Annotated in this window: 14 protein-coding genes; 4 read left to right on the forward strand and 10 right to left on the reverse strand. The window is 66.4% G+C overall.

The window, feature by feature from the left end:
• Nucleotides 1-168 precede the first annotated feature (168 nt).
• From ACO056_RS06005 to ACO056_RS06035, 7 genes are all read right to left on the reverse strand, one after another.
• The gene (locus tag ACO056_RS06005) at nt 169-504 is read right to left on the reverse strand and encodes a UrcA family protein (RefSeq protein WP_421853276.1); all 336 of its coding nucleotides are present in this window, start codon (nt 502-504) and stop codon (nt 169-171) included.
• A gap of 276 nt (nt 505-780) precedes the next feature.
• Nucleotides 781-1,104: a UrcA family protein gene (locus ACO056_RS06010; RefSeq protein ID WP_421853279.1), complete on the reverse strand. Its 324-nt coding sequence runs from the start codon at nt 1,102-1,104 to the stop codon at nt 781-783.
• 247 nt (nt 1,105-1,351) lie between these two features.
• Nucleotides 1,352-1,669 carry a UrcA family protein gene (locus tag ACO056_RS06015; protein ID WP_421853282.1) on the reverse strand — a complete coding sequence of 106 codons (318 nt, stop codon included), beginning with the start codon at nt 1,667-1,669 and terminating at the stop codon, nt 1,352-1,354.
• A 243-nt stretch (nt 1,670-1,912) separates the two neighbouring features.
• Nucleotides 1,913-2,359 carry a hypothetical protein gene (locus ACO056_RS06020; RefSeq protein WP_421853285.1) on the reverse strand — a complete coding sequence of 149 codons (447 nt, stop codon included), beginning with the start codon at nt 2,357-2,359 and terminating at the stop codon, nt 1,913-1,915.
• A 321-nt stretch (nt 2,360-2,680) separates the two neighbouring features.
• Nucleotides 2,681-4,204: a DHA2 family efflux MFS transporter permease subunit gene (locus tag ACO056_RS06025; protein WP_421853288.1), complete on the reverse strand. Its 1,524-nt coding sequence runs from the start codon at nt 4,202-4,204 to the stop codon at nt 2,681-2,683.
• Between the two features lies 1 nt (nt 4,205).
• On the reverse strand, nt 4,206-5,378 hold the full coding sequence (locus ACO056_RS06030) for an HlyD family efflux transporter periplasmic adaptor subunit (protein WP_421853291.1): 1,173 nt from the start codon (nt 5,376-5,378) through the stop codon (nt 4,206-4,208).
• Nucleotides 5,379-5,392: 14 nt separating this feature from the next.
• On the reverse strand, nt 5,393-6,844 hold the full coding sequence (locus ACO056_RS06035) for an efflux transporter outer membrane subunit (protein WP_421853294.1): 1,452 nt from the start codon (nt 6,842-6,844) through the stop codon (nt 5,393-5,395).
• A gap of 84 nt (nt 6,845-6,928) precedes the next feature.
• On the opposite strand from ACO056_RS06035, the gene ACO056_RS06040 reads away from it, so the two are divergent.
• The 4 genes from ACO056_RS06040 to ACO056_RS06055 all read left to right on the forward strand — a co-directional run bounded on the left by ACO056_RS06040 (nt 6,929) and on the right by ACO056_RS06055 (nt 9,357).
• Entirely contained in the window at nt 6,929-7,582 is a 654-nt protein-coding gene (locus ACO056_RS06040; RefSeq protein ID WP_421853297.1) for a TetR/AcrR family transcriptional regulator, read from the forward strand.
• A 129-nt stretch (nt 7,583-7,711) separates the two neighbouring features.
• On the forward strand, nt 7,712-8,086 hold the full coding sequence (locus tag ACO056_RS06045; protein WP_421853300.1) for a VOC family protein: 375 nt from the start codon (nt 7,712-7,714) through the stop codon (nt 8,084-8,086).
• Between the two features lie 12 nt (nt 8,087-8,098).
• Nucleotides 8,099-8,956 (forward strand): S-formylglutathione hydrolase, encoded by an 858-nt coding sequence (gene fghA, locus ACO056_RS06050; protein WP_421853303.1) that lies wholly within the window; start codon nt 8,099-8,101, stop codon nt 8,954-8,956.
• Nucleotides 8,957-8,970: 14 nt separating this feature from the next.
• Nucleotides 8,971-9,357 carry a hypothetical protein gene (locus ACO056_RS06055; RefSeq protein ID WP_421853306.1) on the forward strand — a complete coding sequence of 129 codons (387 nt, stop codon included), beginning with the start codon at nt 8,971-8,973 and terminating at the stop codon, nt 9,355-9,357.
• A 12-nt stretch (nt 9,358-9,369) separates the two neighbouring features.
• Here ACO056_RS06055 and nusB read toward each other — a convergent pair whose 3' ends face one another.
• Genes nusB through hisG form a run of 3 tightly spaced genes read right to left on the reverse strand, consistent with a single transcriptional unit; the run spans nt 9,370 to nt 11,770 of the window.
• Entirely contained in the window at nt 9,370-9,816 is a 447-nt protein-coding gene (gene nusB, locus ACO056_RS06060; RefSeq protein WP_421853309.1) for a transcription antitermination factor NusB, read from the reverse strand.
• Complete coding sequence (gene hisD / locus ACO056_RS06065) at nt 9,813-11,099, reverse strand: histidinol dehydrogenase (RefSeq protein WP_421853312.1); 1,287 nt, start codon at nt 11,097-11,099, stop codon at nt 9,813-9,815. The genes nusB and hisD overlap by 4 nt, the downstream gene beginning before the upstream one ends.
• Nucleotides 11,099-11,770: an ATP phosphoribosyltransferase gene (hisG, locus tag ACO056_RS06070; RefSeq protein ID WP_421853315.1), complete on the reverse strand. Its 672-nt coding sequence runs from the start codon at nt 11,768-11,770 to the stop codon at nt 11,099-11,101. The genes hisD and hisG overlap by 1 nt, the downstream gene beginning before the upstream one ends.
• Nucleotides 11,771-11,774: the final 4 nt, after the last annotated feature.

An 11,774-nucleotide genomic window follows, 5' to 3' on the forward strand; every position in this document is an offset into this window, starting at 1 on the left:
CCGCGTCTGGTCGTGTCATTCCCGCGCCTCCCGAGCCTAAGTATTCATGCTTGTAGGAAAATGTCCATCGCCCGCAGCGTGCGGAAGCTTCAAAAAATGCGCATTCGGGCCGGGAGCGTGGTGCTCCCGGCCCGTGCTGACCGGTGTGGCAAGATGCTGACGTCATGCTCAGCGCTGGGCGAGCATCTGGTCTTCCTGGGACTTGGCTGCGGCGAGCGCGGCACGCCGGGCATTGTTGCGGCAGGTGTTGATGGCGACGCGTTCCTCGAGCGAGATCGTGCCCAGGGGCGCGCCGCAGACGCGATTGACTGCGCCGACGATACGGGTGTTGAGCGTTGCCTGGCCCTCGTCGCTGGCGAGGTTGAGGTCTGCAGTGCGCACTACCGCGACCTTGATGTCGGTGTCGATTGTTGCGGGAGCGGCGCTCGCGACGGTGGGGATCGCAGTCGCGGCCAGGGCAATGGTGGCGGCGAAGGTGGCGGCGAAGAAGGTCTTGGTGTTCATCGTGGCTCTCCTCTGAAGGTTCGGCGGGTTCGTGCTGCCGATGAGCCGGTTGTACGGAAGCTGCGTCAGCGCCTGTGCGAAGCGAGCGTCAGAACTGCGTCAAAAGCGCAGTGCCGCAGAAAAAAGTGGCTTTCGAACGCGCCGTGCCGGGGGTGTCCGGCGCAAGTTGGAGGCCGGGGTTGCGCGAGGGCGCGCATTGGCCGGGGCCACAACGCGAAAGGCCGGGAGCGTGATGCTCCCGGCCTTTGCTGACCGTTGTGGCGATGTGGGGTGTGCTTAGCGCTGGGCGAGCACCTGATCCTGACGGATCTTGGCAACCGCCAGCGCTGTGTTGCGGGCCTTGGCCCGGCACTTCGTGATGGCAACGCGCTCTTCGATGCTGACCGTGCTGGCGGCGGCGCCGCAGACCTGGTTCACAGCGAAGGCAATGCGCGTGCCGAGAGTCGACTTGCCTTGCGGCGAGGCGAGGTTGAGATCCGCGGTGCGGACAACCGCAACCTTGGTTTCCATGGCGCCCGAGTTCGGGGCGGCTACTGCCAGCGCCGGCGCAAGGGCCGAGGCAAGCACGAAGGCTGCGGCGAGGAAGGTCTTGTTCGTCATTTTTTGCTCTCCTGTCCGTTTCGGCGCCGTTCCCCCCTGTGGGTGCCGGGGGAAGTCCCCGTTCGGTGCCGATGAGCCGGTTCTAGGAGGCGTCCGTCAATCGAGCCGCGAGCCGAGCGTCAATCCAGCGTCAAAAGTGCATCGATGGCGAGAAAAAGCTCGTCGCCCGCCGCAGCCAGAAAAGCGAAAGGCCGGGGGCGTAATGCTCCCGGCCCCTGCTGACTGTTGCCGCGATCTCGGCGTTCGCTCAACGCTGGGCGAGCACCTGATCCTGGCGGATCTTGGCGAGGGCCAGTGCCATGCTGCGGGCCTTGGCGCGGCACCCGGCGATGACGCGGTGCTCTTCGAGGCTGATCGTGCCGATCGAGGTACCACAAACGCGGTCGACTGCGCCTGTGATGCGGTTGCCGAGCGTCGACCGGCCTTCCGGTGTGGTGAGGTTGAGATCCGCGGTGCGGACCACGGCAACTTTCGTTTCCATGCCGTTTGACGGGGCTGCGGTCGCCAGCGCCGGCGCAAGGGCCGAGGCAAGCACGAAGGCGGTGATGATGGTCTTGTTCGTCATTCTTGCACTCCTGTCGGTCTCGGCGCCGCTTCCCCGGGGGGCTCCAGGAGAAGTTCTGGTTCGGTGCTGATGAACTGGTGCTAGGAGGCGCGCGTCAATCGCGCGTAAAACTACGGATACGCGAAAATACCGCGTGGGCTGCGCCCGGCCGTGCGGCGGACGGAGACCTGTCAGGCAGAAACGAGAACAGCCCGGCCGTCGAGAAGGCCGGGCTGTTCCGGTGTTCGCAATGAACCGAGGTGATCAGCCGCCGGGGCTGTCGCGGCCCTCGCTCGTGCCGATGATCGCGCCGATACCACCACCCAGAACTCCGGCTCCAAGGATGAAGCCGAGATTGGGGTGATAACCGACCTTGGGGGGCGGCGGCGGCGGAGACGGCGGCGGAGGAGGCGGCGGCGGAGGCGGGGGAGGAGGCGGCGGCGGCGGCGGCGGCGGGGGAGGCGGCGGCGGCGGAGCCGGCGTCGTCGTGGTCGTCGTTACCGTCTTCGTCTTCGACAGAGCGCCTGCCGAACGCTTGCGCAGGTGCTTACCCTTGCGGGCGACACCCTTCTTCTTCCCGTGCTTCTTGTGCACCTTGTGCTTGGCCGGTGCGCCTGCATCGGCATAGACCATCACAGGGGCGGCAATCAGCGACGCTGCAGCAATTGCGCACATCGTGCGGGCAATAAAGCCCGCGGGGTGGTTAGCCATGTTTCTACTCCACATAAAGCGGCGCCTCGCCAATGGCGAAGTTAATCAGCGAATGTTTTTATTGGACCCCGATCCACGTATGGACCCTCAGGAAAGTTACCTACCACAGCTAATGTGCGTTCGCAAAGTGCGAATGTTAATTTGGCTCGCATTTGCAGCAAGAGTCTAAAATACATCAATAATTTATGTTCAATCTCGAATAGAATTTGCTTTGTCGCTGTTACGTCACGATTTTGCGCCGATGGCGCGGCGTTAACTGTCATGCGGGACTGTGACGAGTTGGGTCCCGATTTAATCTAGGTATTTCATGGTCTTGAGGTATCAGTGCGCGGCGCCCAGATCGACATCGGAGCGCGGCCGCGGCGCGAGCCAAACGAGAATCGCTGCAACTGCGAACAACCCGGTACAGCCCCAGAAAACCATGTTGGTTGCGAGAGTTACGCTTTCTGTCTGGACGATTCGTTCCAGCATGAGCCGCCCCTGATCCGCTGTTAACCCAAGGCCTTGCGGCAGCGGGTGCAGGATGCCGACCAGATCGGCATGCGCCATCCTCGTCTCGTTTTCCCACATCGTTGTTGCGAGCGAGGTCGCGAAGGCGCCGGCGAGCGTCCGCATGAAGTTCTGCAATCCGGCCGCAGATGCGGTCTGGTCCGGCCGTACCGAGCCGAGCGCGAGCGAAGTTGTGCCGATGAAAAAGAACGGCATGCCAAGACCTTGCAGGAATTGCGGCAGCGAAATGGTGAAGAAGTCCATCTGGCTCACCCAGCCGGTGCGCAGCACCGACATCAGCCCCAGCCACACGACGCCGAAAGTGATCAGCCGGCGCACATCGAAGCGTGCCATCAGCGCTGCCGCCACAGGCGACATGATCACCGCGAGCACGCCGACAAAGGCAGTCGCATAGCCGGCATAGGTCGCCGTGTAGCCCAGGTTTGTCTGGAGGAAGAGCGGGATCACCACGATCGCGGAGAAGAATCCGGCATAGGCGATGCTCTGCACCACGACGGCCACCGTGAACCCCCGCTGCTTGAAAACCGAAAGATCCACGACCGGGTTGGCGTCGGTCAGCTCCCAGATCAGGAAGGCGGCGAAGCCGACGACCGCGATTGCGGCGAGCGTGCAAATGAACGGACTGGCGAACCAATCGGCGTTGCGGCCCTCATCAAGCATGATCTGCAGCGCGCCGACCCAGATCACCAGCAGCGCGAGGCCGATGTAATCGATCGGGCGCCGCACCGTCGGGGTCTCGAAGCGCCGCACATAGCGCATGGCAAAGATCATGCAGAACGCCACGACCGGCAGGTTGATGAAGAAGATCCAGTGCCAGCTCCAGTCGTCGGAAATCGTGCCGCCGAAGATCGGGCCGAGGATCGGGGCGACAACCACCGTCATGCTCCACAGACCCAGCGCCATTCCCACCCGTTCAGGCGGGAAGATGCGCACCATCAGCGTTTGCGACATCGGCATGATCGGGCCGCCGCTCAGCCCCTGGAAGATGCGGAACAGGATCAGCGCCTCGAGGCTGCGGGAAAGACCGCAGAGCAGCGAGAAAAAAGCAAAGCCCAGGATTGCCGTGAGGAACACGCGCACCGCACCGAAGCGCGCGGCGAGCCATCCCGAGAGCGGCACGCAGATCGCCTCGGCCACCGAGTACGAGGTGATCACCCAGGTCCCCTGTGAGGGCGAGACCGCGAGGCTCCCGGCGATGTGCGGCACCGATACGTTGGCGATGGTGATATCGAGCACCACCACGAAATTGGCGAGCGCCAGGCTGAGCCCGGCCAGCGCTAGTTGCCAGCCCTTGAGGCCTTGTGGCCGCGCTTCCTGCGCGGGCGCGCCGCTCATCTTATCGGGCTCCGGTGTCGATCGACGCGGTCATCGAGAGGCCGACGCGCAAGGGGTGGTCCTTGAGTTCCTTCGGTTCGAGCGACACGCGCACGGGCAAGCGCTGCACCACCTTGATCCAGTTGCCGGTCGCGTTCTGCGCCGGGATCAGCGCCTGGGCCGAGCCGGTGCTGCCCGAGAAGCCGACGACCCGGCCGTGGTAGACCACGCCCGAACCATAGAGGTCCGATGTCAGTTCGACCGGCTGGCCGGGCGCCACGTGGCGCAGCTGGCCTTCCTTGAAGTTGGCGTCGACATGCGCCTCGGCGAGCGGAACCACGGTCATCAGCACCGCGCCCGGCGAAACGCGCTGGCCCACCTGGACCGAGCGCTGGGTGACAACGCCATCGACCGGCGCGCGGATCACCGTGCGGGCGAGATCGAGCTTCGCGCGCTCAAGCCGCGCCTTGGCGGCCAGCACATCGGGATTCTCGGCAGGCGCAGTACCGCCGACCAGCGCGGCATTGGCATTGGACTGGCCATTCGCCGAACCGCGCGCGGCGCGTGCCTGCGCCAGATCCGCTTCGGCCACGGCTAGCTGGCCCTGCGCCGCGGCAAAGGCATTGCGGGCGCTCGAAAGCTCTTCGCCTGAAACCGCGCCGCCGGAAACCAGCGCCTCGCGCCGGGTGAGGTCGATACGGGCCCTGGCAAGATTGGCCGAGGCCACCCCGACCAGCGCCTGCTTGCGGCGGATGTCGGCGTCGCTGGCCTGAACCTGCGCATCGAGCGCGGTGCCGGTTGCGACAGTCTGGTTCACCCGTCGCAGCGCCTGCGCCACGGCGGCCTCGGCCTCGGCAACCGCAATTTTCGCGTCGGCGGGATCAAGTTCTGCCAGCACATCGCCCTTCCTGACCATCATCGTGTCGGTGGCAGCAACCCGCACCACGGTCCCCGCTGCGAGCGGGGTGACCGGGGCGATTTCAGCCGCAACATAGGCGTTGTCGGTCTCGACATAGCGGCCCGCAAACAGCCATTCATAGCCGCCATAGAGCACACCTGCGGCGAGCACGACGCCGCCCAGCAGGGCAAAGCCGCGTTTGCGCGTGGCGGCAGCGTCCGCTGGGGGGGGAGTGGCGGCAGGAGCGGCGGGGGGCTCGGCGGTTTCGAGCATGATCTGGGGGTCGCGGTCAGCCATCGTGGTATCCTTGCTCATGCCTGCGGGCCATATCCGCCGCCCAGCGCGCGGATCAGCTCGACATTGAGGGTTAGCGCGCGCGCATCAAGCGCGGCGACAAGCTGGCGGTTGCGGAGCAGCGCGTCCTGCGCTGTCAGCACCGAAAGATAAGGCGAAAGCCCGCCTTCGTAGCGCTGCCGCGCGATGCTGTAGGCCTCTTCCGAAGCGGCCAGCGCGGCGTGGGCTTCGGTCTGCCGCTCGCCCAGCGCGCGCTGCGAGGCGGCGGCATCGGCCACTTCATTGAGCGCGCGGACGAGCACAGCATCATATTGCGCGACAGCCTCGTCGTAATCGGCGCGCGCGGCGCGGTACTGGCCTTCGATGCGGCCGCCCGAGAAGATCGGCAGGCTGACCGCCGCGCCCCCCTGCGCGATATCCGAACCCTTCGCGAGTAGATTGCCGAGGCCCAGCGACTGGAAGCCGGCGAAGGCGAGCAGGTTGACATTGGGGTAGAACCCGGCGCGGGCCACCGTGATCCGCGAAGCAGCCGCCTCTGCCCGCAGCCGCGCGGCGACGATATCGGCGCGGCGCCCGATCAGATCGAGCGCGAGATTGGCGGGCAGTGCGGCAGCGGGCAGAGCGCGCGGGGCGGGAAGGGCAATCGCGGCGCCCCGCTCCGGCCCGGCGCCGAGCAGCGCGGCAATCCGGTTGCGGGTGAGCGCGATAGCTTCGTCGGTCGCGGCAAGATCACCTTGCGCAAGCGGCACGCCCGCATCGGCCTGACGCTGTTCGCCGCGTGTATCGAGCCCGCTCGCCACGCGGCGCGAGACCAGCGCGGCGACTTCCTCGCGCTGCTTCACCGCAGCCACGTCCACTTCGCGCTGGGCGGCAAGGCGGGCGAGATCGGCATAGGCGGCGGCAACCGAAGTTGCGAGCGCCAGTCGCGCAGCGCGCGCTTCAATGGCAGCGGCCTCGCGCTCCGAAGTGGCGGCGCGAAGGGCGGCGCGGTTCTTGCCGAAGAAATCGAGTTCATAGCTCAGATCGAGGCTGACGCGGCCGGTGTCGTTGAGCCCCTTGGGCACGAACTGTGCGGGGAAGCCGTTGTTGTAGCTCTGCTTGACCTCGTTCGCCTGCGCGTTGGCGGTGAGCGAGGGGAGCAGCGCGGCCCCGGCGCTTGTCGCGTAGGCGGATGCCTTGCGTGCGCGGGCATCGGCCGCGGCAAGCGTGGGGGAGCCTGCAAGGGCTTCCTCGATCAGGGCGGCAAGCTGCGGATCGCCATAGTCCTTCCACCAGCCTTCGCCCGGCCAGGTGCCAGGAGCCGCATCGGCTGGTGCCGCCACGGCGCCCAGCGTGGCAGCATCGCGCAAGGCGGGGCGCGGGCCCAGATTCGGCATGGTGGCGCAGCCGGCGAGCGCGGCGCAGCCGGTCAGCAGAAAAGCTGAGCGCACCGCCCGGGAGATGTGCTTCAGCGGAATACCCAATTGCATTGATGACACCATAATGACAGTACGGTTCGGTCACTAACGGGATGAACGCTTGCTTCTGCCGAGTCAAGCGAATAAGTGTACAGTATGGTCACTAACGCGACATTGGCCAAGGTCAGGCTGGGCCGGCAAAGCCCTGACGAACGGCGGGAAAACATCCTCTCCGTGGCGGCGGAGGTGTTTGCCCATGAGGGCTATGGCACTGCCTCGATGTCGATGATCGCCGCGCGGCTCGGGGGTTCCAAAGCCACGCTCTACAAATACTTCACCTCGAAGGAGGAGCTGTTCCAGGCGGTCATGCAGCGCAAGTGCGAGTCCGTGATCGGGCCGCTTGAGGAGATGGCCGATACCTCACGCGATCCGGCCGAGCTGCTGCTGGCCTTCGGCAAGGTGTTCCTCGCGCGCCTGTGTCAGCATGATGCGATCATCATCAACCGTACCGTCCACGGCGAAGGCCAGCGCTTTCCGGAAGTGGCGCGGGCCTTCTTTCAGTATGGCCCGGAAGCGGCCTACTCCGTGCTCGTCCCGGCCATGACGCGTTTTCACGCAGAAGGACTGATAAACTGTCCCGACCCCCGCCTTGCGGTCGAGCAGTTCCTCGCCATGGTGCGCGGCGATATCCATATGCGTGTGATCTGCGGGCTCATGCCGCCGCCTGACGAGGCCGAGATCGAGCGGCAGGTGGCCCACGCCGTCGGCATTTTCGTGCGCGGCATTTCGCGCCGTGATCGGCCCGATTGAAATCTTGCGGAACCGCCTGCTGGCCCCTTGACCACATCCCCTTCGCGCGGGCACACCCCCTCGCGTACCGGCCCCGCACCGAGGCCGGGCACGAACCCGTTATTGGGGCCGACGACAAAAGGAGAGGCCATGTTTTCACACGTCATGCTCGGCAGCAATGATATCGAGCGCTCGAAGAAGTTCTATGATGCCACGTTTGCAGCCTTCGGCGGCAACCCGGGGGTGGTCGATCCCAAGGGCCGGCTGATCTACGCGCACAACGGCGCCATGTTCCTGCTCACCCCGCCGATCAACGGTGAACCCGCCACGTGCGCCAATGGCGGCACGATCGGTTTCGCGATGACGCCCGAGCAGGCGGATGCCTGGCATGCGGCCGGCTGCGCCAGTGGCGGCACCGCGTGCGAAGATCCGCCGGGGCCGCGCGAAGGTTCGCCCTTCTACCTCGCCTACCTGCGCGATCCGGACGGCAACAAGCTGTGCGCGCTGCACGTGATCGGCAGCTGAGGCAGTAAATCCATGGCGCCTGATTCCACGTTCGAGACCGTTTCGACCAGCAAAGCCCATGGCGGCACGCTCGGCGTCTATCGGCACCAGTCTACCGCGACGGGGACGGGAATGACCTTTTCGGTCTTCCTGCCCCCGCAGGCGGAAACCGGGGCGACGCTCCCGGTTCTGTTCTACCTTTCCGGGCTTACCTGCACCCACGCCAACGTCACGGACAAGGGCGAATACCGGCGGGCCTGCGCAGAGCACGGCATCATCTTCGTCGCGCCCGATACCAGTCCGCGCGGCGAAGGCGTGGCCGATGACGCGGAAGGCGCCTACGATTTCGGGCTCGGCGCTGGCTTCTACGTCAACGCCACCGAGGAACCTTTCGCGGCGCATTACCGCATGTGGGATTATGTGGCGCACGAACTGCCCGCGCTGATCGAGGATCACTTCCCGATCGATCCCGCGCGCATGGGCATCACCGGCCATTCGATGGGCGGCCACGGCGCGCTGACGCTGGGGCTGACCTTCCCGGACAAGTTCAAGTCGCTCTCCGCCTTCGCGCCGATCGTCGCGCCGGGGCAGGTGCCATGGGGCCACAAGGCGCTCGGCGGCTACCTCGGGCAGGACCGCGCCGCGTGGCGCGCCCACGATGCCACCGCGCTGGTGGAAGACGGCAAGCGCCCCGCCGGCGACATTCTCGTCGACCAGGGCGCGGCGGACAATTTCCTTGCCGAGCAGCTGCGGCCCGAACTGTTCGAGGCGGCGTGCAAGGCGGCGGGCGTGGACCTCACGCTGCGCCTGCAGCCGGGCTACGACCACAGCTACAACTTCATCTCCAGCTTCATGGACGATCACATCCGCTGGCACGCGGAGAGGCTTTGACAGGGAGTTTGCTGGTGCCCAGGATTCTGCTCGTGGGCATCGACCCGGATCAGGTGGATTTTGCCGATCCCGCGCTGCCGCCCGGTATGACTGCCGAGATGATCCGCCGCGGCGTGCAGGTCTCCGTGGATGGACTTGCTGCGGCGGGGCACGCGGTTGACCAGTTGTTCATCCCGGCCGCGAAGGAAGATGCCATTGCGGTGTTATCCGCGCGGCTGGCGGAAGGGCGGCACGACATGGTGATCATCGGTGGCGGCGTCATCATTCCGCCGTCGAACCGGCTGCTGTTCGAAGCGATGCTCAATGTGATCGTGCAGCAGTCCCCGGCTCCGGCAGTGGGCCTCATCGCCCGGCCGGAAGATGCCCCGACGGCCGCTGCCCGCGTTCTGGGTGCGGGCTGAGCGCAGCGCCGCTCACCGCACGTCCTTCGCCACGGCATCCAGCAGCCCGTTGACGAACTTCGTCTCGCGCGCGTCGAAGAAGGCGTGGGCGACATCGAGGTATTCGCCGATCACGGTGCCCACGTTGATATCGGCGCGGGCCATCAGCTCGTAGGCGCCGGCGCGCAGGATCTGGAGCATCGTGCGATCGAGCCGCGCGATCGACCAGCCATCGGCGAGGCGGCGGGTCAGCGCGCCATCAATTTCCTCGCGCCGCGCTGCGACACCGCGCACGACGTCGTCGAAGAAGGCGACGTCAGCCTCGAGGTACTGGTCGTCTTCGATCTCCGCGCCGAGCCGGTGCATGTGGAACTCGTCGAGCAGCAGGTGCAGCGGGGACTGCTCCATTTCGAGCTGGTAAAGTGCCTGCACGGCGGCGAGCCGCGCGGCAGATCGATTGGGGGCCTTCGAGCGGGTCATATTCCAAGCCTCAATTCGATCGAGCGGGCATGCGCGGCAAGCCCTTCTGCCTCGGCCAGCGCTACCGCGGCCGGGCCAACCGCACCAAGCGAGCCTTCGCTCACGCTGAGGAAGCTGGTGCGCTTCATGAAATCCAGCACCGAAAGGCCGGAAGCAAAGCGCGCGCGCCGCCCGGTGGGGAGCACGTGGTTCGGACCCGCGACATAGTCGCCAATCGCTTCGGGCGTGTAGCGGCCGAGGAAGACCGATCCCGCGTGCCGGATCTTGGCAAACAGCGCTTCGGGATCGGCCGTCGCGATTTCCACGTGCTCCGCTGCCAGTGCATTGGCGAGGGCAGGGGCTTCCTCCAGCGAATCGACGATCACGATAACCCCGTGCGCATCCCAGCTGGCGCGGGCGACCGCTGCCGTCGGCAGGAGGGCGATTTCGGCCTCGACCGCAGCGGCAACAGCATCGGCAAAGGCCGCATCGTCGGTGATCAGGATCGCCTGCGCGGCGGGATCGTGCTCGGCCTGGCTGAGGAGATCGGCGGCGATCCACTGCGGATCGTTGGCGCCATCGGCGATTACGAGGATTTCGGACGGGCCCGCCACCATGTCGATGCCGACCACGCCATAAAGCTGGCGCTTGGCTTCGGCGACCCAGGCATTGCCCGGCCCGGTGATGACGTCGACCGGCGCGATGCGATCAGTGCCATAGGCCAGCGCGGCAATCGCCTGCGCCCCACCGACGCGCCACACCTCATCGACGCCGGCAAGATGCGCGGCGGCGAGGACGAGCGGATTGATCTGCCCCTTGGGGGTGGGCGTGGTGACAACTAGGCGGCCAACGCCCGCAACCTTGGCGGGAATGGCATTCATCAGCAGCGAGGAGGGATAGGCCGCGCGCCCCCCCGGAACATAGAGCCCCGCGCCATCGACGGGGTGCCACTTCGCCCCGAGCCGCACGCCGGCGGCATCGACATAGTCACGGTCCTCGGGCAGCTGCGCAGCGTGATAGGCACGGATGCGCTCCGCCGCGAGCTCGAGCGCGGCGCGCAAGGGCGGGTCGAGCGCGTCGAACGCGTCACGGCAGGTTTCCGCCGGGATCCGCCAATCCTCGCCAAGCTCGTGGCCATCGAACCGCGCGGTGTAGTCTGCCAGCGCCTCATCGCCGCGCGCGCGAACGTCAGCAAGGATCGCGCTGACGTCCCGCGCCACATCGGCATCGCTTTCGCGCCGGTCGCTGACGACGGCGGCAAAGGCGGCGGCAAAGCCCGCGTCGCGAGTGCTGAGGCGCAGCATCAGGCGGCTTTCCCGCGCGCGACGAGTTCGCGGAAGGTGTCGATCAATGCGCCCATCCGTGCCGGATCGGTCTTGAGCGCCGCCCGGTTGACGATGAGCCGCGCCGAAACCGGCATGATCCGGCTGGTCTCGACAAGCCCGTTGTCCTTGAGCGTGCGGCCCGACGAGACGAGATCGACGATCCGGCTGGCAAGGCCGAGCGAAGGCGCAAGCTCCATCGCGCCATTGAGCTTCACGACTTCAGCCGCGACGCCGAGCTTCTCGAAGTGGCGGCGGGTGAGGCTGGGGTACTTGGTGGCAACGCGGGCGTGGCTTTCGCGCGCGGTGGCGCCGCCGGCCACTGCATCGGCGGGCTCTGCCACCGAGAGGCGGCAGTGTCCGATATCGAGATCGACCGGGGCGTAAAGATCGGCATAGTCGAACTCGTCGATCACGTCAGAACCGACGATCCCGGCCTGCGCCGCGCCGTGCGCCACGAACGTCGCGACATCGAAAGCGCGCACACGGATGATGGTCACGTCCGACCGGCTGGTGGTGAAGCTCAGTTTGCGCGAGGCCTTGTCGAAGAAGTCCGCCTCGGGCACGACTCCCGCCTTGTCGAGCAGCGGGAGCGCCTCGTCGAGGATGCGGCCCTTCGGCAGGGCGAAAACGATAGGTGTCGGCGCGGTCATGGCG

Source organism: Novosphingobium sp. (assembly GCF_965228995.1).
GTDB lineage: Bacteria > Pseudomonadota > Alphaproteobacteria > Sphingomonadales > Sphingomonadaceae > Novosphingobium.